Below are 21,205 nucleotides of genomic sequence, written 5' to 3'. Positions count from 1 at the left end.
CTTCGCTATCGTCAATGGCGGCGCTACCCGGGAATTCTTGAGTCGGCCAGGCTCACCGCAGCGCCGGCGTGCATGCGGATCCTCGCTTCCCGCACACCAGCGCGATGGTGCTGCGCTGCGTTAGGATGCCCGCCTGCCCGGCACCACGCCGAGCCCCGGATCAAGGACGACGATGATCGCAATAGCGCTGACGACGATTGGCATCGGTTTCGTCATCGGGGTGTTTTTCGGCGCACGGCATCTGTTCTGGATCGTGCCGGCCGCACTTGCGTGCCTGTTCGTCTGGGTGCGGCGTGCCGGTGCCGAGGCGCACAACCCTGAGCATGCGGGCTGGATATTTGGTCTGACCTTGATCGCATTACCTGTGTTGGGGGCGCTGGCTTCGGTCGGGTGGCTCGCTGGTTACCTGCTGCGCCTGCAGATTCTGCGGCGAATCGAGAGCAGATGAGCAGCAGCATGCGCCGAACCACCGGCACCGCATTCTGGTTGCCGTGGCGGACACCGGCACAAGAGGGTCAAGGCCGCCGCAGCACCGACAACTCCATCATCTCGGCCGAGTTCCGATTCAGATAGATCACGTACGTGCGGTTGCCGCCCGCGTGCACCTCGAGGCTGTCGCCAGGCATGAGCCCGGCTTTCTCGACCACTGGGCCGCCACGTGGCGTCGCACGCAGATGCGCCGTCGCAGCGTCCGTACTGGGCGTCAGATTGGACACGGTCAATGCTCCGTTCCAGATCGCGCGACTCTCGCCCGGCAGCAGCGTCATGATCGCCGATGACGCAGCCGCCTCCGACTTGCATGCCGCGGCCTGCGCCTCGGCCAGTTGCCGCTGCAGCGGCTTGACCTCCACATACTGCACGAACCCGTAGGTCGCACCGATCACCACCAGCACCGCCGAGACCTCGGCGGCGGTGCGCTTGAACGAGAGTCCTTGCCACCATGTCTGCGCCGGCGGGGGCGGCGTCTGTCGGGTCGTTCGAGCCATGCATCACGGTATCGATGCCGCCACGCCGCTGTCTGCCAGCACGGCTGACATCGCCACGCACGGTCGCGTTCGTCTACCTGGCGATACAGACGCGGCGCCACGTGCCTCGCGACAGGCGCCACCTCAGGCACGGACATCGCGCGATGGCGGCATGGCCTCGTGACTACGTAACTCCGCAGGCGAGGACTCGGCTTTCGGAGGCGAACCGCCCACGCAGCATGTTGCTGCCGCAACTTGACGCATCGCGCGCCCGGGCGGAGTCTTGGCATGAAGATACGAAATAATTTTCGCAATCCGAAACTCACTTGTCAAGCGACATCCCCGGACGGGTCGAGCAAGCTGACGATTCCCCGGGTCTTCCAGGAACTGCAGATGGTCAAGACGATTTCCCAGCGCGCGGCGAGCGCCGCACCCGACGACGGCGACGACGCCGGGGACAAGAAGCTGCGCAGTACCGTGCAGTCGTTGGCCAAGGGCTTTCGCGTGCTCGAGGCGTTCTCGTCCGAACACGAGGAACTGTCGCTGAGCCAGATCGCGGCCCTGGCCAGGCTCGATCCCGGCACCACCTTCCGCATGCTCAACACCCTGGTCGAGCTGGGCTACGTGCATCGCGTCCCGGAGAGCCGCCGGTTCCGCCTGACCCTGAAGGTGCTCGACCTCGGCTTCCATGCCATCGCCCGCCGCGACCTGCGCAGCGTGGTGCGGCCGCTGCTGCGCACGCTGGTCAGCGACGTCAACGAGGCAGCCAGCTTCGCGGTCCTGCAAGGCCCCGACGTGCTCTACATCGAACGCGTCCGCGCCGGCATCACCCGCCTGGGCGTGGACATCCGCATCGGCACCACGGTGCCCAGCACCCGCACCGCGATCGGCCTGGCGATGCTGGCGCACCTGGCACCGGCGGAAGTGGCGCGCGTGACCGGCGTCGACGTGCAGGCCCAGACTCCGGAGATCGCCACGATGCGGCGCACCTTCGACTGCATCCGCCGCGACCGCTACGTGATCCTGGATTCGATGCTGACCGAAGGCCTGCGCGTGCTGGCGGTGCCGGTCCTGGATGCGGACGACTATCCGCTCGGCGCGATCAGCGTCGCTGCGCCGTCGGTACGCACCAGCCATGCCGAACTGCTCGACACCGCTCTCCAGCCCACGCTGCTGGCCGCCAAGGACATCGCCTTCGCGATCCAGGCCAGCGGGAGTGTTGCCGTGACCGCCCCCAGCACCTGATCCGCCCGGGCCGTCGCCCGGCCCTCCCTGTCCGTCTCGCTGCGTGGACGCTTAGGCGCCCGCGCCGGGATCCCCTTGTCCTGCGAAAGGCAGCCACGATGCTCATGCCCACCACAGCCGCCGCGACCACCGCCACCACCAGCCCCCGCGCGCCGTCCATCGCCGAGGCGCAGGCGGAGATCGGCGCGCGCCTCGAACGCCTGCCGATCACTCGCAAAGTGTGGTGGGCGCGCAACATCGTCGGCGCCGCCACGTTCTTCGACGGCTACACGGTGATCGCCATCGCCTACGCGATGCCGGTGCTGACCAAGGAATGGCAGCTGTCGCCGGCGCAGATCGGCATGATCCTGTCGGCCGGCTACCTGGGCCAACTGCTGGGCTCGGTGTTCTTCGGCTGGCTGGCCGAACGCATCGGCCGCCTGCACGTGCTGCTGTTCACCATCCTGCTGTTCGTGTCGATGGACGTGGCCTGCCTGTTCGCCGGCAGCGCCGCGGCGATGATCGCGTTCCGCTTCGTCCAGGGCATCGGCACCGGCGGCGAGGTGCCGGTGGCCAGCGCCTACATCAACGAACTGATCGGTTCGAAGAAGCGGGGGCGCTTCTTCCTGCTGTACGAAGTGATGTTCCTGCTGGGCCTGGTCGCCGCCGGCGGCATCGGCTACGTCCTGGTGCCGGCCTACGGCTGGAAGGCGATGTTCATGGTCGGGCTGATCCCGGCGGCGATCATGATTCCGCTGCGTTTCTTCATGTTCGAATCGCCGCGCTGGCTGGCGGCCAAGGGCCGCTACGCCAAGGCCGATGCCATCGTGGCCGAGCTCGAGCGCAGCGCCGAGCGCCGCCATGGCCCGTTGCCGACGCCGGTGTTCGACCGCAGCGCGCTGCCCAAGGCGCAGCGCTCGGACTGGCGCGAGCTGTTCGGCAGCGTCTATCGCAATCGCACGTTGGTGATCTGGAGCCTGTGGTTCTGCTCCTACCTGGTGGCCAACGGCATCATCACCTGGCTGCCGACGCTGTACCGCACGCACTTCGGGCTGTCGCTGCAGCAGAGCATCGCCTATGGCTTCTTCACCTCGCTGGCCGGCGTCGCCGCCGCGGTGGTGTGCGCCCTGTCGATCGACAAGGTCGGGCGCAAGCGCTGGTATGGGCTGGCGTTCGTGGCCGGCGGCGTGCCGCTGCTGGCGCTGGCGGCGCTCGGCGGCACCTCGGCGCCGCAGGTGCTGGTGTTCGCGGCACTGGGCTATGCCGCGGTGCAGACCATCACCTTCTCGCTGTACCTGTACTCGGCCGAACTCTACCCCACCCGCATCCGCGCCATCGGCACCGGGCTGGGCAGCGCCTGGTTGCGCCTGGGTTCGGCCTGCGGGCCGCTGCTGGTCGGCGCGGTCATCGCCGGACTCGGCATCCGCTACGTGTTCGCGGCCTTCGCCGCCGTGCTGCTGGCCGGCGCCGCGGTGACCTGGCGCTTCGCCCTGGAAACCAAGGGCAAGTCGCTGGAGCAGCTGTCGCCCTGAGCGCATCGCCTCCGTCCCACCCCCGTCGGACCCCGCGTTCGATTCCATCCCCGTTGATCCGAAGAAGAGGAAATCCGCATGAGCCACATCGACCTGAAAGGCCTGGTCCCCGCCCCGGTCACCCCGTTCACCCGCGACGGCGCCGTCGACTATCCCGCGATCAAGCGCATCGGCGCCTGGCTCGGCGGCATCGACGGCGTCAAGGGCCTGACCGTGCTCGGCCACGCCGGCGAAGGCACCTTCCTGGAACGCGACGAACAGGCCAAGGTGATCACCGCGTTCCGCGACGCCGTCGATGGCCGCATCCCGATCATCGCCGGCATCACCCTGGAAGGCACCCGCGTGGCCGCCGACGAAGCCAAGCGCGCGGTCGCCGCCGGCGCGTCCGCCGGCCTGATCTATCCGTCGCACGGCTGGCTGCGCTTCGGCTACCAGAAGGGCGCGCCGCAGGATCGCTACAAGGCCATCCACGAGGCCAGCGGGCTGCCGATGATCCTGTTCCAGTACCCGGACTCGACCAAGGCCACCTACGACCTGGAGACGTTGCTGGAGATCGCCGCGCTGCCGGGCGTGGTCGCGATGAAGAACGGCGTGCGCAACATGAAGCGCTGGGACACCGAAATCCCGGTGTTCCGCAAGGAGCGCCCGCACGTGCCGGTGCTGACCTGCCACGACGAGTATCTGCTGCACACCATGTTCGACGTGGATGGCGCGCTGGTGGGCTATGGCTGCATCGCCCCGGAACCGCTGCTGGAGATGATTGCCGCCGGCAAGGCCAAGGATTACGCCAAGGCGCGCGAAGTGCACGATCGCCTGCTGCCGGTGACCAAGAGCGTCTATCACCGTGGCTCGCACATGGAAGGCTCGGTGGCGCTGAAGTGGGCGCTGGTCGCGCGTGGCCTGCTCGACCACGCCACGGTGCGTTCGCCGCTGCTGCCGCTGGCCGAGGGCGCCGACAAGGAGATCGCCGCGGCGATGGCCGCCGCCGGCCTCGGCAAGGTGGCCTGACCCGGGACGGGTTGCCTCCAGCTCGATGGGCCGCGCAGTTGCGCGGCCCATCCGCTGCGGCGGTGGCGTGCGCCTCGGCGCCGCGCAACGCGTTCCGGTCTGCCTTCGCGTTTCTTTGCCGGTCCCCCCACAGGTCTGCACACAGGCGTGCCCGTCGCCGACGGACGCGACGCCGTGCTGCGGCTCCACGACCGGAAGGTGTCTTCCCCTTCGCGCACCGCCGCGTCGCCGCGCACCCACCGCGCACGTCCGGCGAGTGCTTCGCCTCGTCCGTGGAGCGTCCCATGTCCCGTTCTCTTTCCTGCGTCTCGTTGCTGGCGGCTGCCGCCGCCCTGCCGGCCACCGCCATGGCCGCCGACACCGCGCAATGGCTGGACGACCACGGCATCGCGCCGCGCTTGGTCTGGTCCAACGACTATGCGCGCAACGTCGACGGCGGCCTGTCGCGCGGCGATCGCAATGCCGGCGGCGTGGTCGCCGGCGCGGACCTGGATCTGCAACGCCTGTTCGGCATTCCGGGCGCCACGCTGCACGCCACCGGCGCCTGGTACTACGGCGACAGCCTGTCGCAGCGGCAGATCGGCAACGGCGTCAAGGTGCAGGGCTACTGGTATCCGCAGCAGCAGGCGCAACTGGCACAACTGACCTGGGAACAGACCTTCGCCGACGGGCGCTGGCAACTGGTCGCCGGGCGCATGAACACCACCTGGCAGTTCGCGCGCAGCCGCTACGGCTGCCGCTTCGTGGGCGCCTCGGACTGCCCGTTCCAACTGAGCCAGGCCGATGGCGGCTTCGTCGGCTTTCCCTACGTGAACTGGGGCGCCAAGCTGCGCTACAAGCCCGACGCCACCTACGTGTCGGTGGGCGCGTTCGAACTGAACACGCAGCGCAAGAACACCCACGGCCTGGACTGGAGCACCGCCGACAGCAACGGCGTGCTGGGCACGCTCGAGGTAGGCTACGAACCCGATCCCGTCCGCGGCCGGGGCGCACCGCGCTACGTGGCCGGCGTCTGGTACAACTCGGCCGACTACAGCGATCTGCGCTACAACCAGGCCGGCGGCCTGCGCGGGTTGGTCGGCGGCCCCGCGCGCCTGTACGACGGCGGACGCTGGGGCGCGTACGCGCTCGGCGAACGCGCGCTGTACCGGCCGCAGGGCATGGCCAGCAAGCGCATGCTGGTCGCCTTCGGCAACATCGCCGCACCGTTCGACAATCACCAGGTCTACGACCTGCAGGTCACCGCCGGCCTGTACTACAGCGGCCCGTTCGCATCGCGGCCAGGCGACGGACTCGGTGTCGTCGCGAACTACTACCGCTTCAGCGCCGACCAGCAGGGTTACATGAACGACCTGCTGCGCAAGCGCGGCGCGGCGCCGGAGATCTCGCGCAACGAGACCCTGTTCGAACTCAACTACAGCTATCGCATCGCGCAGTCGTCGCTGTTCCTGGTGCCGAACGTGCAGTACATCGTCAACCCCGACCTCCTGGGCAATCCCGCCGCGCGCCGCGCGCCGGACAACGCCCTGGTGCTCGGCTTGCGGGTGATGCTCAACATCGGCGGCCTGGGCACGCCGAAGTGAGGCGGCGCGTGCGGCCCGCCGGCGCTGGCGGCGGCGACGCGCGGTCGGCGCGCGACCAAGGCATCCGCACAGCGCCTCGCCTGTCGCGGCGCCGGCACCGCCGTGCGCGCGCCCCGCGCGAGCACTCCCCCGGGCGCAAATGCCTGCTGAACGACGCCGGCGAGGCCACCGCGCAAGTTCATAAATGTACAGCTGGACATTTTTATCGTCGCCGGCATGACCACGACGACGTCCCACCGCCCTCGCCCGCGCGGCCGCCCGACCAAGGATCAGCCCGACGGCCGCCAGGCCCTGCTGTCGGCCGCGGCCGGCGCCTTTGCCCGGTACGGGTTCGACGGCGCCGACATCCGCACCATCGCGGCCGCCGCCGGGGTCAGCCCGAACCTGGTGCGCGTGCATTTCGGCAGCAAGGCCGCGCTGTGGGACGCGTGCGTGGACCAGTTCGCGCAGTCCCTGCGGCCGCGGCTGGCGGCGATGGCGCAACTGACCGCGGACGACGCGCGCGCGCTGCCGGCGCGGCTGGCGGACGCGATCCTGCTCATGGCCACCTTCTACGAGACCCATCCGGCGGTGCGCGACTTCGTCGCGCGGGTGGTTTCCGAACGCCCCGAGCGCGCCGCCGTGGTCACCGAGCAGTTGCTGCGCCCGGCCTATGCCGCCGGCCATGCGCTGATCCTTGCCGGGATCCGCGCCGGCATCGTGAAGGCGACGCATCCGGCGCTGTTCTTCGTGTTGTTGAACAGCATGCTGAGCCAGCCGCCGGAGTTTCCGCAGCTGCTGGCCCGGCTGGCGCCAGAGATCTCGGCCGACGCCGCGCGGACGCGGCTGGTCGAGACCGTGCTCGCCACCCTGCTGCATCCCCCGCATTCCGGCATCGGTCCCGCACCGATCGCCTCACCGCACGCTCCCCAGGAAGGCGCCCCATGACGCAGGCCATCCCGCAACCGCGTTCGCTGCCGCTGCTCGGCAATTTCCACCACCTCGATGCGGACGCACCGGTGCAGAGCCTGATGCGGCTGGCCCAGGTGCATGGCCCGATCTTTCGCCTGCACAGCGGCCCGCTGGCGCTGACCGTGTTGAGCGGACAGGACCTGGTGGACGAGGTCTGCGACGAAACCCGCTTCGCGAAGAAGCTGCACCGTCCGCTGCAGGCCTTGCGCGACCTCGGCGGCGACGGGCTGTTCACCGCCTACAACGACGAACCCAATTGGGCCAAGGCGCACCGGCTGCTGATGCCCGCGTTCGGTCCGATCGGCGTGCGTTCGATGTTCGGACGGATGGAGGACATCGCCGAACAGATGCTGCAGCGCTGGGAGCGGTTCGGCCCGGACGCGGTGATCGACGTGGCCGACAACATGACCCGGCTGACCCTCGACACGATCGCGCTGTGCGCCTTCGACTACCGCTTCAACAGCTTCTACCAGAACGAAATGCACCCCTTCGTCGCGGCGATGGTGGGCGCCTTGGCCGAAGCCGGCACGCGCGCGCGGCGGCCGGATCTCGCCAATCGCCTGTTGGCCCCCGGCCGGCGCCGCTACGAGGCCGACCTGGCGATGATCCGCGGCGTCGCCGAGACCTTGATCGCCGAGCGCAGGGCCGACCCCGCCGCGGCCTCGCGCGAGGACCTGCTCAACCTGATGCTGTACGGCCGCGACCAGGCGACCGGCGATGCGCTGTCGGACGAGAACATCCGCTATCAACTGGTGACCTTCCTGATCGCCGGCCACGAGACGACCAGCGGCCTGCTGTCGTTCGCGCTGTACCTGCTGCTGCGCCATCCCGCGGCGATGGCGCGTGCGCGGCAGGCGGTGGACGCCGCGCTGGGCACGCAGCCGCCGCAGGTCGAGGACCTGGCCAGGCTGCGCTACATCGAACAGATCCTGCAGGAAACCCTGCGGCTGTGGCCGACCGCGCCGGCGTTCGCGGTCGCGGCGCGCACCGCGACCACGCTGGCCGGCCGCTATGCGGTGACCCCGCAGGACACGCTGCTGGTGCTGATTCCCACCCTGCATCGGGATCCGACGGTGTGGGAGGAGCCGGAGGCGTTCCGTCCGGAGCGCTTCGCGTCCGATGCGGCCGAACGGCTTCCGCCCAATGCCTGGAAACCGTTCGGCAACGGCGCGCGCGCCTGCATCGGGCGCGGCTTCGCGATGCAGGAAGCGCAACTGGTGCTGACGATGATCCTGCAACGTTTCGACCTGGACCTGGTCGATCCGAACTACCAGCTCAAGGTCGCGGAAACCCTGACGCTCAAGCCGGACGGCTTGCGCATCCGCGCGCGGCGCCGCACCGATGTCGCGGCGCGTGCGCGCAGCGCGCTACCGACGGCGCCGCAGAAACCGCTGGCGCCGACGCCAACGCCGGCCCCTGCCGGCACCGCGTCGGGCACGCCGCTGCTGGTGCTGTACGGCGGCAATTCCGGCTCGTGCGAAGCCTTCGCCCAGCGCATCGGCGGCGATGCGGCCGCGCAAGGCTACGCGCCGGTGGTCGCGCCGCTGGACGAGCATGTCGGGCGCCTGCCGCGCGACGGTGCGGTGGTCGTGGTCACCTCCTCCTACGAAGGCCAACCGCCGGACAACGCACGCCGCTTCGTGGACTGGATCGGCACCCTGGCCGCCGGCGAACTGGCCGGGGTGCGCTACGCCGTGTTCGGATCGGGCAACCGGCAATGGGCGCGCACCTACCAGGCGATTCCGAAACGCGTCGATGCCGCGCTGGAGGCGGCGGGCGCCACGCGTTTCAGGCCTCGCGGCGAAACCGACGCCGGCGGCGATTTCTTCGGCGGCTTCGATGCCTGGTACGCCGGACTGTGGGCGGACCTGGGCCAGGCGCTGGGAAAGGCGGCGATGGAGCACACCGCGCACGCACTGCAGGTGGATATCGTCCCCTCCGCACGGCTCGGCGCATTGCGGCTGACCGAACTCGACCAGGGACGCATCGTCGACAATCGCGAACTGGTCGACATGTCCGCACCGTTCGCGCGCTCCAAGCGCCACATCGAGATCGCCTTGCCCGACGGCATGCGCTACCGCACCGGCGACTATCTCGCGGTGCTGCCGCGCAACCCCGCAGCGCAGGTCGAGCGCGCACTGCGGCGCTTCGGCCTCGCCAGCGACACCCAGGTCGTCATCGGCCAGCGCCCGGGTGCCGTGTCCGCCCTGCCCAGCGGGTATCCGGTGCCGCTGGCGCAGGTGCTCACCGACTACGTGGAACTGGCGCAACCGGCCACGCGCGCGCAGGTCGCGCAACTGGCGGCCGCCACGCCCTGCCCGCCCGAGCGCGACGCGCTGGAAGCGCTGGCCGCCGAGCCGGCCTATACCGACGAGGTCCTGGCCAGGAAAACCAGCCTGCTCGACCTGCTGGAGCGCTTCCCCGCCTGCGACCTGGCGCTGGGCGCGTTCCTCGGCGCGCTTCCGCCCATGCGCGCGCGGCAATACTCCATTTCCTCCTCGCCGCTGCGCGACCCGGCGCAGTGTTCGCTCACCGTCGCCGTGCTCGATGCCCCGGCGCTCTCGGGCATGGGGCGGCGCCGCGGCGTGGCCTCCACCTACCTGGCCGACCTGGACGCAGGGGCGCTGGTATCGGTCGCGGTGCGCCCGTCGCAGGCGAGCTTCCACCCGCCGGACGATCCGGCCACGCCGATCATCCTGGTCTGCGCCGGCAGCGGCATCGCGCCGTTCCACGGCTTCCTGCAGGAGCGTGCGATCCAGAAGGCCGGCGGCCGCGACGTCGGCGAGGCCGTGCTGTTCTTCGGCATCGACCATCCCGACGTCGACTACCTGTACAAGGACGAACTGCGCCGCTGGCAGGATATGGGCGTGGTCGATGTGCGCCTGGCCTGCTCGCAAGCGCCGCAGGACGGCGTCGCCTATGTGCAGCACCGCATGTGGCAGGACCGCGCGCGCGTGTCGGCGCTGTTCCAGCAAGGCGCCACCGTGTACGTCTGCGGCGATGGCGAACACATGGCGCCGGCGGTGCGCGACACCTTCGTGCGCATCTATCGCAACAGCATGGGCGTCAGCGCCGACGCGGCCAACGCCTGGGCCGACCGGATGGAACGCGAACACGGGCGCTACGTGGCAGACATCTTCTCGTGACGGCGCAACGATCGAGACCGCGGGGCCGCTGACGTCGTCGGCGAGCGCGGCGCGGCCGCATCCGCCGCACGCGGGGAAGGCGCAGGAACGCGTCCCGACCGCGTCGGCCGCGCTAATCCAGCGGCGGAACGACCCCGTCGGCCAGCGTCTTGAGCAGGCGCATGCGGCGGCGCTCCAGGTCGGCGATCTGCCGCTCGATGGAGGCCAGCCGCTTGCGCTGCGCCGCGCTGGTTTCGGGACAGGCGCCGGCGCCCTCGATCATGCGCATGCAATCGGGGAAGCCGCGGATCTCGGCCAGGCTGAATCCGGTCGCGATCATGCGCTGGATCTGCCGGACCTGGGCGACCGCCGCCGGCGGAAACGCGCGATAGCCGTTGTCGCCACGGAACGAGGTGAGCAGGCCGTGCGCGTCGTAATGGCGCAGCGAGCGCACGCTCGCGCCGGTGTCGCGTGCCAGTTCGCCAATGCTCAGCGTGCGCTGCGGAGTCGTGGTCGCCATGGAAAAAAGCATACCATCCATGGCCATTGACCCTCACACCAGTGTGAGGGCGGAGGCTGCCGGGACTCGCCCAACCCGGAGCCTCCCCATGTGCATGCGACCGTTGCACCGCGTCCTATTCGTCCTCGCCTTCGTCACCGCACTGTGCCTGGCGCCCCTGGCCGCAAACGCCCAAACCAAGCGCTACACCGTCACCGCGCCCGATGGCGTCGCCCTGGCCGTGCAGGAAACGGGAAACCCCGATGGCCCCAGCATCGTCTTCGTGCACGGCTTGCTCGGCAGCCACCTCAACTGGGACGCGCAGGTGCACAGCCCGCAACTGCAGCGCTACCGCCTGATCACCTACGACCTGCGCGGCCACGGCCTGTCCGGCAAGCCGACCGACGTCGCGGCCTACGCCGACGGCATGCGCTGGGCGGACGACCTGCACGCGGTCATCGCCGCCAGTCGGGCACGCAAGCCGGTACTGGTCGGCTGGTCGCTGGGCGGCGCGGTGATCTCCAATTATCTGGCGACGTTCGGCGACGGCGGCATCGCCGGCGCGGTGTATGTGGATGGCGTGATCGAGCTGACGCCCGAGCAGATCGTGGCGCATCCGCAGGTCTATCGCGACCTGAATTCGCCCGACCTGAAGACCCATCTGGATGCGGTGCGCGCGTTCCTCGACCTGTGCTTCCACACGCCGCCGGATCAGACCACCTTCCAGCGCCTGTTGGCCAATGCGGCGATGGCCTCCTGGGACCTGCAGCGCGCGGTCCAGTCGATGACGGTGCAGGCCGAGAAGGGGCTGGGCAGGGCGCAAGTGCCGGTGCTGCTGCTGTATGGCGAGCGCGACGCGCTGGTGCATGCCGAGCCGGCGATCGCCCGGGCCAAGGCCTTGAACCCGCGCATCCGCAGCGTGCTCTACGCGCGGTCCGGGCACGCGCCGTTCCTGGAAGAATCGGAGCGGTTCGACCGCGACCTGGCCCGCTTCGTCGACGCCGCCACCACCGCGCCTTGAGCGCGTCACCACGAGGCCGTCATGTCGACTCGCCACTCCCCGGCGTCCGCTGCCGCGTTTTCCGACTTCACCCGCCTGCAGGTCGATGCCGGCGGCGTCGCATTCGCCGGCGCGATCGGCGGTTCCGGCCCACCAGTGCTGCTGTTGCACGGATTCCCGCAGACCCACCTGGCCTGGCGGCGGGTGGCGCCACGGCTCGCGCAGGCGTTCACGGTGATCGTGCCGGACCTGCCCGGCTACGGCGCCAGCCGCCCCCACAGCGACCAGCCGCGCTGGAGCAAGCGCCGCGTCGGCGAGGCGCTGGTCGCGCTGATGGCGCACCTCGGGCACACGCGCTTCGCGGTCGTCGGCCACGACCGCGGCGCGCGCGCCGGCTACCGCCTGGCGCTCGATCACCCGGCCCGGGTCACGCACTATGCGTCGCTGACCGTGGTCCCTACCCAGGACGCCTGGGACGCGATGGACATGCGCCAGGGTCTGGCCAACTTCCACTGGTTTCTGCTCGCACAGCCGTTCGACCTGCCGGAGCGATTGCTGGCCGCCGATCCCGATGCGTTCATCGAGACAGTGCTGGCGCGCATGGCCGGCGGCCTGGATCGCCTCGACCCCGCGGCGCGCGCGGCATACACGGCGGCATTTCGCGACCCTGCGGTGCGCCATGCGATCTGCGAGGACTACCGCGCCGCCGCGCACGAAGACCTGGAGCATGACGCCGCAGACCGCACCGCAGGCAACACCCTGCGCTGCCCGGTGCTGGTGTTGTGGCCGCAGGCGCAAGCCGCTGCGCCTTCCCCGCTCGCGCTGTGGCGGCGCTGGGCCAGCGACGTCAGCGGCAAGGCGATCTCCGGCGGGCATCTGCAGCCCGAACACGCGTCGCAGGACGTGCTGGCCGCGCTGCTGCCGTTCCTGTCGCGGCCGTAGGGCGTGTAGGGCAACCGTTCTCCCGGGTTGCGTGGCGATGCGCGACCGACGCCGGTGGCAACAGGCATGCGCGCTTGCATGGCTAACGCGTAACCTTGCCCCTTCCTCTCTCCCGCATCGCCTGGATCGCGCCTCAATGGCCAACCCCTACTACCGCGGCCCCGTCAGCGACCATTTCGACGGCGTGCGCTTCTTCAACCCCGGCCAGCCCACCATCGACAACGCGCTGAGCAAGGTCCTGCGCTGGAAAGCCGCCAGGGGCGCGGTGCGCTGGCCCGCGCAGGTCCCAGTGACGCCCGCCGTGCCTGCGCCGCGGCACGACGGCCTGCGCATCACCATGGTCGGCCATGCCACGCTGCTGATCCAGGCCGCCGGCCTCAACCTGCTCACCGATCCGGTGTGGTCGCAGCGTGCCAGTCCTTCGCGGATTGCCGGGCCCAAGCGGGTGACGGCACCGGGCATCCGCTTCGCAGACCTGCCGCCCATCGATGCGGTGCTGTTGAGCCACAACCACTACGACCACTTCGACCTGGCGACCTTGCGCACGCTGCACGATGCGCACCAGCCGCTGTTCGTGATGCCGCTGGGCAACGACGTCCTGTTGCGCAAGCGTGTCCCCGATGCGCGCATCGCGACCGGCGACTGGCACGACCGGCTGCCGATCGGCGACGCCGCGACGGCGACGCTGACCCGCGCCAACCATTGGTCCAGCCGCGGCATCGCCGACCGCAGGATGGCGCTGTGGTCCGGCTTCTTCATCGAGACCGCGCGGGGATCGGTGTGGTTCGCGGGGGATACCGGCTACGGCGACGGCGCCATCTTCCGCGAGATCCGCGATCGGCACGGTGCGCCCGACGTCGCGTTGATCCCGATCGGCGCCTACGCGCCGCGCTGGTTCATGGCGCCGCAGCACATCGACCCGACCGAAGCGGTGCGGATCTTCCAGGACACCGGCGCGCGGCGCGCGCTCGGCATCCATTGGGGCACCTTCCAGCTCACCGACGAAGGCCGTGAGGAGCCCCGCGAGGCGCTGTCCGCCGCACTGCACCTGACGGGCCTCGCCGCCGCCGACTTCGTCGCCGCCGAGCCTGGGCAGGCCTTCGACTTCGCCGATCCGGCACCCTGACGCACGCCGACGTGAAGCGTGCGGCCAACGATGGACGGGCGCCTCTCAACGTCGGTTACCAGAGATCCCACCGTAGGCGCGGCTTCAGCCGCGACAAGCGTTCCCGGGAAAGCCCGTTGCAGCTGAAGCCGCGCCTACGAGACGCGTTCCGTCGTGACGATGCGGCGAACTGCCGCGGTTGGCGAATCGGGCCTTGCGGAGTAAGGGAGCGCGCAGGCGCAGACGGCTACACTCGCGCTCCCGCCCACCAGGACACTGTCATGCGCGACCTCAGCCCCCTGCCTTCCATCGCCCTGGGCCGTTACCGCCACTTCAAGGGCGGCGAGTACGAGGTGCTGGGCGTGGTCCGCAGCAGCGAGACGCTGGAGCCGCTGGTGCTTTACCGCCCACTGTACGGCGAAGGCGCGATGTGGGTGCGACCGTACCCGATGTTCGTCGAGCAGGTGGAGATCGACGGCGTGCGCCGCCCGCGCTTCGCACCGATCGACGCGGACGCCTGAGGGAGATCCAGGCGGTGGCCGCCGCCACGCCTGCCGCGGCGCGCTAGCGCTTGGACGCGCTGTCCACGTCGCTCTTGGTCGCGGCGTGATCCTGCGCCGGACGGTTGCGGTTCTTCTTGGCGCGGGTCACCAGATACAGCATCGCGGCGATGAGCAGGACGAACAGTCCGGCGACCCAGGGCATCAGCGTGGTGTCCATTCGACACTCCAGTTCGGTTGTGCAGTGGCTACCAGAGCACAGGCGCAGTGAAGGCCTTGGCTAGCCCACGTCGCGCGGCGCCATGCTGCACAAGCATCACCTGCGCGTCACGCCATGCACGGTCCGCGAACAGAGGCCCTGCACGCAGGGCGAAGGCCACTGCAGCCAGTGCTCAACCGACACACGTGCGCCGTCACCAGCGGCCGTGTGACGGGCACGTCTCAAGGCAAGGCCGGTGCCTGGGCCGCGCGCGCGATGGTCTGCGCCGACGCCGCCAGCGGCCAGCGCACCTCGAACCGCGTCCCGCTGCCGGCGGGCAGGCACAGCGCATCGCCGCCATGCGCTACCGCAATCGCCTTGACCACCGCCAGGCCCAGGCCGCTGCCGCCGCTCTTGCGCGAGCGCGACGGATCGCCGCGGCGGAAGGCATCGAATACGCGCGCGGCGATCTCCGGGGCGATGCCGGGGCCGGTGTCCTCCACGTACAGCACGCACTGGCCCGCCTGCGCCTGCACGCCGACCCGCAGGGGGCCCGGCTCGGCGTAGTGCTGCGCGTTCTCCAGCAGCGCCATCAGCGCCTGGCGGATGCGCACCGCATCGCACAGCACCGGCGTGTGCAGCGCCAGCGAGGATTCCAGCACCAATCCGCGCGCGGCCAGGCTGGCAGCGAACGCATGCAGCACCGCCGCCACTTCCTGGGCCAGGTCGGCCGGCGCCTGCTGCAACTCCAGGTGCCCGCTGTCGGTGAGGCTGAGCACGCGCAGGTCCTCGATCAGCCGGTTCAGGCCTTCGACCTGCCGCAGCAGGCTCTCGAACGCCGCCACGTCCGGCACGAACACGCCCTCGGCCAGGCCCTGCAGGCGTCCGCGCAGGATCGTCACCGGCGTGCGCAGTTCGTGGGCGACGGCGGCATTCCAGAACGCGCGTTCGCGGGTCATCGCCTGCAGGCGATCGGCCATGGCGTTGAAGTCGCGCACCAGTTGCGCGGTCTCGCCCAGCGCATGCGCGTCCATGCTCGCGCGCGCATGCAGATTGCCCTGGGCGACTTCGCGCAGGCTGTGCGCCACCGAGTTCAACGGGGTCAGGATGCGCCGCGACAGCCGCACCGCCACCGCCACCGCGATCGCCACGGCCAGCGCCGCGGTGGCGCCCATCCACATCATTTCGACGTGCGACGGCACCCACGTGTCGGAGATGCTGTCCGGCTGGTAGGCCACCGCCAGCGCATAGAACACGTAGGAGCCGACCACCGACAGCAGGATGATCCACAGCGCCAGCGCGCCCAGCGACAGGATGACCTGGCGGCGCAGCCCGGGCGCGCGGTTCATGTGCCGGACCCGAAGCGGTAGCCGACGCCACGCACGCTGGCCGGCGTGCCCCGCACGCCCAGCACCTCCAGTTTCTTGCGCAGCTTGCTGATGTGGCTGTCGATGGTGCGCTCCTGGGTGTCGCCCTCCGGCAGGCAGGCGTCGAGCAACTCGGCGCGGCTGAACACCCGCTTCGGCGCGCGCATCAGCCGGACCAGCAGCCTGAACTCGGTGAGCGTGAGGTCCAGCGTGTGCCGGCCCTCGCCCACGCGCACGCTGGCCTCGTGCTGGTCCAGGTCGATGTGGAAGGCGCCCACGCGCAGGCTGCGTGCCTCCTCCGCACCGTTGCCGCGGATGCGCCGCAGCACCGCCTGCACCCGCGCCACCACCTCGGCCGGGTTGAACGGCTTGACCACGTAGTCGTCGGCGCCCAGGCGCAGGCCCATCAGCTTGTCGATGTCCTGGTCCAGCGCGGTGAGCATGATCACCGGCGTTTCGCCGCGGTGGCGCAGTTCGGCCAGCACCTTCCAGCCGTCCACCGCCGGCAGTTGCACGTCCAGCAGGATCAGGTCCGGGTCCAGCGCCAGGTGCAGTTCCAGCGCGGCACGGCCATCGGCGGCATGCGCGGTACGCAGCCCGCTGCGCGCCAGGTAGGCGATCAGGATCTCGGCGATCTCGCTCTCGTCTTCGGCGATCAGGACCAGCGGCGCGGACGCGGGCGCGGCGGCCGGAGAGGAAACGGACATGGCGTGGCGGCGGGAAACATGTCGGCCCGAACGGGCGGATCTCCATCATATCTCCACACAGCATCGAACGCCGCGCAACCCGCGGCCGCGACCATGCGCGGCTTTGGCGTCCGCCGCATCCGCGGCGGCAGCGACGAGGCACGACGTATGGGCATGCGGCAACAGAGACGGACTCTGGGCATCGGTGGGGCGCTGGCGTTGGTCCTGTCCGGTTGCGGTGGCGGCACGCAACCGCCGCCGGCGGCCACACCGGTGCAGGTGACCGCGGTGACCCTGCAGCCGACACCGATGACGGTGAGCGTGGACCTGCCCGGGCGCGTGGCCGCGGTGCGCAGCGCGCAGATCCGCCCGCAGGTCGGCGGCATCGTGCAGCGCCGCTTCTTCGAACAGGGTGCGGACGTGCGCCGCGACGATGCGCTGTTCCAGATCAATCCGGCGCCGTTCAAGGCCGAGGTGGACACCGCCGCGGCCGCACTGCATCGCGCCCAGGCCGCGCAGATCCTGGCCGACGTGCAGCACGCACGGCTGCAGCGCCTGCTGGAGTCGGGCCTGGTCAGTCGGCAGATGTACGACGACGTCGCCTCGCAGCGCACGCAAGCCGCCGCCGCGGTGGCCGAGGCGCAGGCGACGCTGGCGCGGCGACGGCTGGACCTGGCCTTCGCCCGGGTCGATGCGCCGATCGGCGGCCGCATCGACCAAGCGCTGCTCACCGAGGGCGCGCTGGTCTCGCCCAACGACAGCGCGCCGATGGCGGTGATCCAGCAGATCGACCAGGTCTACGTCGACGTGCGCCAATCCGCCGCCGACCTGGACCCGCTGGATCCGGCCGCGCGTGCGCAGGCCGCCGCCGGCGATGGTCTACCGGCGCAGATCCTCGACCGCAGCGGCACGCCCTCCGGGCTGAGCGGGCACGTGCTGTTCTCCGGCATCAATGTCGATGCCGGCACCGGCGACGTGTTGCTGCGCATTCTGGTCGACAACCCGCAGCGGCGCCTGCTGCCGGGCATGTACGTGCGGGCCAGAGTGCCGCGCGCCCATTACGCACAGGCACTGCGCGTGCCGCAGCAGGCGATCACCCATGTCGGCAAGCGTGCGCAGGTATGGGTGCTGGACGCCGACGCGCGCGTGCGCAGCGCGACAGTGCAACTGGGCGAACTGGTGCAGGGGCACTACCGCGTCGTCGCCGGCCTGCAGGCCGGGCAGCGGGTAGTGGTCGAGGGCATCGACCGGCTCAACGCCGGCGCGCGGGTGGACGCACGCGCATGGCAGCCGCCGGTGGCCGCCACCGCGGCCACGGACTGAGCCAGGGACGCCGCCATGCCACAGTTCTTCATCGAGCGCCCGGTCTTCGCCTGGGTGATCGCGCTGTTCATCGTGTTGTTCGGCACCCTGGCCATCGGCCAGTCGCCGGTCGCGCGCTATCCGTCGGTGGCGCCGCCCTCGGTGTCGCTGTACGCGGCCTACCCCGGCGCCACGCCGCAGACGCTCAACGATTCGGTGGTGAGCCTGATCGAACGCGAACTGTCCGGGGTCAAGAACCTGCTGTACTTCGAGTCCTCGGTGGACAGCTCGGGCAGCGCGCAGATCACCGCCACCTTCAAGCCCGGCACCGATCCGGAACTGGCGCAGGTGGACGTGCAGAACCGGCTCAAGGCCGTGGAGCCGCGGCTGCCGCAGGCGGTACGGCAGAACGGCCTGCAGGTGGAATCGGCTGCCTCCGGCTTCCTGATGCTGGTCGGCCTGACCTCGCCGGACGGGCGCTACGACGAAGTGGCGCTCAACGACTATCTGGCGCGCAACGTCGTGCAGGAGCTGCGGCGCATCGACGGCGTCGGTCGCGTGCAGCTGTTCGGTGCCGAGCAGGCCATGCGCGTCTGGGTGGACCCGGACAAGCTCATCGCCTACGGCCTGACCATGACCGAGCTGGCGCAGGCGATCGAGCAGCAGAACGCGCAGATCGCGCCCGGCCGCCTCGGCGACGCGCCCGCCGTGCCTGGGCAACGCCTGAGCGTGCCGCTGACCGTGGCCGGGCAACTGACCACGCCCGCGCAGTTCGCCGACATCGTGCTGCGCGCCGGCAGCGACGGCGCACGGGTGACCCTGGGCGACGTGGCGCGGGTGGAACTGGGCGCGCAGTCCTATGGCTTTTCCAACCGCGAGAACGGCGCCGCCGCCACCAGCGCGGCGATCCAGCTCTCGCCCGGCGCCAATGCGCTGCGTACCGCGCAGGCGGTGCAGGCGCGGCTGGCGGAGCTGGCCGCGAGCATGCCGGCCGGCATGGCGTACTCGATCCCGTTCGACACCGCGCCGTTCGTGAAGCTGTCCATCCAGCAGGTGCTCAAGACCCTGCTCGAGGCGATGGTGCTGGTGTTCCTGGTGATGTACCTGTTCCTGCAGAACGTGCGCTACACGCTGATCCCGGCCATCGTCGCGCCGATCGCGCTGCTGGGCACCTTCGCGGTGATGCTGCTGGCCGGCTTCTCGATCAACGTGCTGACCATGTTCGGCATGGTGCTGGCGATCGGCATCATCGTCGACGACGCCATCGTGGTGGTGGAGAACGTCGAACGGATCATGGCCAGCGAAGGCCTGCCGCCGCGGGAGGCGACGACCAAAGCGATGCGCGAGATCACCGGCGCGGTGGTCGGCATCACCCTGGTGCTGACCGCGGTGTTCATCCCCATGGCCTTCGCCAGCGGGTCGGTGGGCGTGATCTACCAGCAGTTCACCCTGGCGATGGCAGTGTCGATCCTGTTCTCGGCGTTCCTGGCGCTGACCCTGACCCCGGCGCTGTGCGCCACCCTGCTGCGCCCGGTCGCGTCCGGCCATCACGCCAAGCGCGGTGTCTTCGGCGCGTTCAACCGTGGCTTCGAGCGCCTGGCGGGCGGCTACGCCACGCGCGTGACCTGGCTGCTGCGACGCGGCGCGCGGGTGATGGCGGTGTTCGCGGCGCTGTGCGTGGCGCTGGTCCTGGCGATGCGCATGCTGCCCTCGGCGTTCCTGCCGGAAGAGGACCAGGGCTACTTCATGACCTCGATCCAGTTGCCCACCGGCGCCACCAGCGAACGGACGCTGGACGTGGTCGAGGCGTTCGAGCGCCATGTCGCCACGCGCCCGTCACTGGCCTCGAACCTGGTGATCCTGGGTTTCAGCTTCTCCGGCTCGGGTACCAACGCAGCCATGGCCTTCACCATGCTCAAGGACTGGGACGAGCGCAACGGCGCCAGCGCGCGCGACGAAGCCGAGCGCGCGCAGCAGGCGATGGCGACGCTGCCCGAAGGCACGGTGATGAGCCTGCTGCCGCCGGCCATCGACGAGCTCGGTACTTCTTCCGGCTTCACCCTGTACCTGCAGGACCGCGGCAACCGCGGCGAGGCGGCACTGCTGGCCGCCCAGGCGCAACTGCTGGACCTGGCCGCGCGCAGCGACGTGGTCAGCGACGTCTATGCCGACGGCCTGCCGCCGGGCAAGAGCATCCACCTGGAGATCGACCGCCAGCAGGCCGAGGCCATGGGCCTGTCGTTCGCCGCGGTCAGCAATACGCTGTCGGCGGCGATGGGCTCGCTCTACGTCAACGACTTCCCCAACGCCGGCCGCATGCAGCAGGTGATCCTGCAGGCCGACGCCGCGTCGCGCATGCAACTGGACGACGTGCTCGACCTGCGCGTGCGCAGCGACGGCGGCGGCATGCTGCCGCTGCGCGAAGTGGTGCACGCCAGTTGGACCGACGCCCCGCAGCAGTTGATGCGCTTCCAGGGCTTCCCGGCCCTGCGCATCGCCGGCGGCGCCGCGCCCGGCGTGTCCAGCGGCGCGGCCATGGCCGAGATGGAACGGCTGGCCGCGCAACTGCCGCCCGGCTTCGCCGTGGCCTGGACCGGGCAATCGCTGCAGGAGCGGCAGTCCGCCGCGCAGGCGCCGCTGCTGATGCTGCTGTCGGCGCTGGTGGTGTTCCTGGTGCTGGCGGCGCTGTACGAGAGCTGGTCGATCCCGCTGTCGGTGCTGCTGGTGGTGCCGCTGGGGCTGCTCGGCGCGGTGGCCGCGGTCATGCTGCGCGGCCTGCCCAACGACGTGTTCTTCAAGGTCGGCCTGATCACCATCATCGGCCTGTCGGCGAAGAACGCCATCCTCATCGTCGAGTTCGCACGGCAACTGCACCGCGACGGCCAGGGCCTGGTGGAGGCCGCGACCAACGCCGCGCGCCTGCGCCTGCGCCCGATCCTGATGACCTCGCTGGCCTTCGCCCTGGGCGTGGTGCCGCTGATGCTGGCCAGCGGCGCCAGCGCCGAGACCCAGCACGCCATCGGCACCGGCGTGTTCGGCGGCATGGTCAGCGGCACCGTGCTGGCGATCTTCTTCGTGCCGGCGTTCTTCGTCTGCGTCGTAGGGCTGCAGGAGCGCGTGGCGCGCTGGCGTGCGCGGCGCGGCGGCGGTGCGTCGGCCGAGAACTAGGCCGGCATGCCCATGCGTCGAGCCAACGCGCCGCTGGCGCTGCCGCCCT

At 70.4% G+C, this 21,205-nt stretch carries 18 protein-coding genes; 13 read left to right on the top strand and 5 right to left on the bottom strand.

Translation table 11 applies throughout. The annotated features are described in order from the left end of the window. The first annotated feature begins 172 nt into the window (after window positions 1-172). Complete coding sequence (locus M3U25_RS10270; protein WP_355499080.1) at window positions 173-448, top strand: hypothetical protein; 276 nt, start codon at window positions 173-175, stop codon at window positions 446-448. A gap of 67 nt (window positions 449-515) precedes the next feature. Here the strand turns inward: M3U25_RS10270 and M3U25_RS10265 are convergent, their stop codons facing one another. Then, window positions 516-986, bottom strand: coding sequence for a hypothetical protein (locus tag M3U25_RS10265; RefSeq protein ID WP_355499083.1), 471 nt, complete (start codon window positions 984-986; stop codon window positions 516-518). 372 nt (window positions 987-1,358) lie between these two features. Between M3U25_RS10265 and M3U25_RS10260 the strand changes: the two genes are divergently transcribed. From M3U25_RS10260 to M3U25_RS10235, 6 genes are all read left to right on the top strand, one after another. Beyond that, window positions 1,359-2,210 (top strand): IclR family transcriptional regulator, encoded by an 852-nt coding sequence (locus tag M3U25_RS10260; RefSeq protein WP_355499086.1) that lies wholly within the window; start codon window positions 1,359-1,361, stop codon window positions 2,208-2,210. A 104-nt stretch (window positions 2,211-2,314) separates the two neighbouring features. After that, window positions 2,315-3,721 (top strand): MFS transporter, encoded by a 1,407-nt coding sequence (locus tag M3U25_RS10255; protein ID WP_355499089.1) that lies wholly within the window; start codon window positions 2,315-2,317, stop codon window positions 3,719-3,721. A 78-nt stretch (window positions 3,722-3,799) separates the two neighbouring features. Further along, a complete protein-coding gene (locus M3U25_RS10250) occupies window positions 3,800-4,729 on the top strand; it encodes a dihydrodipicolinate synthase family protein (protein WP_355499092.1) in 930 nt (309 codons plus the stop codon). A 284-nt stretch (window positions 4,730-5,013) separates the two neighbouring features. Further along, the gene (locus M3U25_RS10245) at window positions 5,014-6,312 is read left to right on the top strand and encodes a carbohydrate porin (protein ID WP_355499095.1); all 1,299 of its coding nucleotides are present in this window, start codon (window positions 5,014-5,016) and stop codon (window positions 6,310-6,312) included. A gap of 216 nt (window positions 6,313-6,528) precedes the next feature. Beyond that, complete coding sequence (locus M3U25_RS10240) at window positions 6,529-7,239, top strand: TetR/AcrR family transcriptional regulator (RefSeq protein ID WP_355499098.1); 711 nt, start codon at window positions 6,529-6,531, stop codon at window positions 7,237-7,239. Beyond that, window positions 7,236-10,409, top strand: coding sequence for a cytochrome P450 (locus M3U25_RS10235; RefSeq protein ID WP_355499101.1), 3,174 nt, complete (start codon window positions 7,236-7,238; stop codon window positions 10,407-10,409). The genes M3U25_RS10240 and M3U25_RS10235 overlap by 4 nt, the downstream gene beginning before the upstream one ends. Before the next feature lie 112 nt (window positions 10,410-10,521). On the opposite strand, the gene M3U25_RS10230 is transcribed toward M3U25_RS10235, so the two are convergent. Then, entirely contained in the window at window positions 10,522-10,908 is a 387-nt protein-coding gene (locus M3U25_RS10230; RefSeq protein ID WP_355499104.1) for a MerR family transcriptional regulator, read from the bottom strand. Window positions 10,909-11,050: 142 nt separating this feature from the next. On the opposite strand from M3U25_RS10230, the gene M3U25_RS10225 reads away from it, so the two are divergent. The 4 genes from M3U25_RS10225 (at window position 11,051) to M3U25_RS10210 (ending at window position 14,455) form a co-directional block, all read left to right on the top strand. After that, a complete protein-coding gene (locus tag M3U25_RS10225) occupies window positions 11,051-11,908 on the top strand; it encodes an alpha/beta hydrolase (RefSeq protein WP_355499271.1) in 858 nt (285 codons plus the stop codon). 21 nt (window positions 11,909-11,929) lie between these two features. Beyond that, on the top strand, window positions 11,930-12,829 hold the full coding sequence (locus tag M3U25_RS10220; RefSeq protein WP_355499107.1) for an alpha/beta hydrolase: 900 nt from the start codon (window positions 11,930-11,932) through the stop codon (window positions 12,827-12,829). 136 nt (window positions 12,830-12,965) lie between these two features. Then, window positions 12,966-13,955 carry an MBL fold metallo-hydrolase gene (locus M3U25_RS10215; RefSeq protein WP_355499110.1) on the top strand — a complete coding sequence of 330 codons (990 nt, stop codon included), beginning with the start codon at window positions 12,966-12,968 and terminating at the stop codon, window positions 13,953-13,955. A gap of 260 nt (window positions 13,956-14,215) precedes the next feature. Then, entirely contained in the window at window positions 14,216-14,455 is a 240-nt protein-coding gene (locus tag M3U25_RS10210; protein ID WP_355499113.1) for a DUF1653 domain-containing protein, read from the top strand. A 43-nt stretch (window positions 14,456-14,498) separates the two neighbouring features. Here M3U25_RS10210 and M3U25_RS10205 read toward each other — a convergent pair whose 3' ends face one another. The 3 genes from M3U25_RS10205 to M3U25_RS10195 form a co-directional block, all read right to left on the bottom strand. After that, on the bottom strand, window positions 14,499-14,654 hold the full coding sequence (locus M3U25_RS10205; protein WP_019796750.1) for a hypothetical protein: 156 nt from the start codon (window positions 14,652-14,654) through the stop codon (window positions 14,499-14,501). A gap of 221 nt (window positions 14,655-14,875) precedes the next feature. Then, window positions 14,876-15,982, bottom strand: a complete 1,107-nt coding sequence (locus M3U25_RS10200; protein ID WP_355499117.1) for an ATP-binding protein — start codon at window positions 15,980-15,982, stop codon at window positions 14,876-14,878. Then, a complete protein-coding gene (locus M3U25_RS10195; RefSeq protein ID WP_355499120.1) occupies window positions 15,979-16,707 on the bottom strand; it encodes a response regulator in 729 nt (242 codons plus the stop codon). The genes M3U25_RS10200 and M3U25_RS10195 overlap by 4 nt, the downstream gene beginning before the upstream one ends. Before the next feature lie 153 nt (window positions 16,708-16,860). Here M3U25_RS10195 and M3U25_RS10190 point away from each other — a divergent pair, with 153 nt between their 5' ends. After that, window positions 16,861-18,009, top strand: a complete 1,149-nt coding sequence (locus M3U25_RS10190; RefSeq protein ID WP_355499123.1) for an efflux RND transporter periplasmic adaptor subunit — start codon at window positions 16,861-16,863, stop codon at window positions 18,007-18,009. Between the two features lie 15 nt (window positions 18,010-18,024). After that, window positions 18,025-21,156 carry a multidrug efflux RND transporter permease subunit gene (locus M3U25_RS10185; protein ID WP_355499126.1) on the top strand — a complete coding sequence of 1,044 codons (3,132 nt, stop codon included), beginning with the start codon at window positions 18,025-18,027 and terminating at the stop codon, window positions 21,154-21,156. The last annotated feature ends 49 nt before the right edge of the window (window positions 21,157-21,205 follow it).

Source organism: Xanthomonas sp. PPL134, assembly GCF_040595915.1.
Classification (GTDB): Bacteria; Pseudomonadota; Gammaproteobacteria; order Xanthomonadales; family Xanthomonadaceae; genus Xanthomonas_A; species Xanthomonas_A indica.
The sequence above is the reverse complement of the archived record's forward strand: the minus strand, read 5'-3'. Positions and strand labels throughout refer to the sequence as shown.

What these genes read in the sequence shown, in the direction of transcription:
- M3U25_RS10200 (WP_355499117.1), bottom strand. Translation starts at nt 15,982, where the DNA reads ATGAACCGCGCGCCCGGGCTGCGCCGCCAGGTCATCCTGTCGCTGGGC.
- M3U25_RS10195 (WP_355499120.1), bottom strand. Translation starts at nt 16,707, where the DNA reads ATGTCCGTTTCCTCTCCGGCCGCCGCGCCCGCGTCCGCGCCGCTGGTC.
- M3U25_RS10260 (WP_355499086.1), top strand. Translation starts at nt 1,359, where the DNA reads ATGGTCAAGACGATTTCCCAGCGCGCGGCGAGCGCCGCACCCGACGAC.
- M3U25_RS10220 (WP_355499107.1), top strand. Translation starts at nt 11,930, where the DNA reads ATGTCGACTCGCCACTCCCCGGCGTCCGCTGCCGCGTTTTCCGACTTC.
- M3U25_RS10255 (WP_355499089.1), top strand. Translation starts at nt 2,315, where the DNA reads ATGCCCACCACAGCCGCCGCGACCACCGCCACCACCAGCCCCCGCGCG.
- M3U25_RS10235 (WP_355499101.1), top strand. Translation starts at nt 7,236, where the DNA reads ATGACGCAGGCCATCCCGCAACCGCGTTCGCTGCCGCTGCTCGGCAAT.
- M3U25_RS10185 (WP_355499126.1), top strand. Translation starts at nt 18,025, where the DNA reads ATGCCACAGTTCTTCATCGAGCGCCCGGTCTTCGCCTGGGTGATCGCG.
- M3U25_RS10250 (WP_355499092.1), top strand. Translation starts at nt 3,800, where the DNA reads ATGAGCCACATCGACCTGAAAGGCCTGGTCCCCGCCCCGGTCACCCCG.
- M3U25_RS10215 (WP_355499110.1), top strand. Translation starts at nt 12,966, where the DNA reads ATGGCCAACCCCTACTACCGCGGCCCCGTCAGCGACCATTTCGACGGC.
- M3U25_RS10210 (WP_355499113.1), top strand. Translation starts at nt 14,216, where the DNA reads ATGCGCGACCTCAGCCCCCTGCCTTCCATCGCCCTGGGCCGTTACCGC.
- M3U25_RS10205 (WP_019796750.1), bottom strand. Translation starts at nt 14,654, where the DNA reads ATGGACACCACGCTGATGCCCTGGGTCGCCGGACTGTTCGTCCTGCTC.
- M3U25_RS10245 (WP_355499095.1), top strand. Translation starts at nt 5,014, where the DNA reads ATGTCCCGTTCTCTTTCCTGCGTCTCGTTGCTGGCGGCTGCCGCCGCC.
- M3U25_RS10270 (WP_355499080.1), top strand. Translation starts at nt 173, where the DNA reads ATGATCGCAATAGCGCTGACGACGATTGGCATCGGTTTCGTCATCGGG.
- M3U25_RS10190 (WP_355499123.1), top strand. Translation starts at nt 16,861, where the DNA reads ATGCGGCAACAGAGACGGACTCTGGGCATCGGTGGGGCGCTGGCGTTG.
- M3U25_RS10240 (WP_355499098.1), top strand. Translation starts at nt 6,529, where the DNA reads ATGACCACGACGACGTCCCACCGCCCTCGCCCGCGCGGCCGCCCGACC.
- M3U25_RS10265 (WP_355499083.1), bottom strand. Translation starts at nt 986, where the DNA reads ATGGCTCGAACGACCCGACAGACGCCGCCCCCGCCGGCGCAGACATGG.
- M3U25_RS10230 (WP_355499104.1), bottom strand. Translation starts at nt 10,908, where the DNA reads ATGGCGACCACGACTCCGCAGCGCACGCTGAGCATTGGCGAACTGGCA.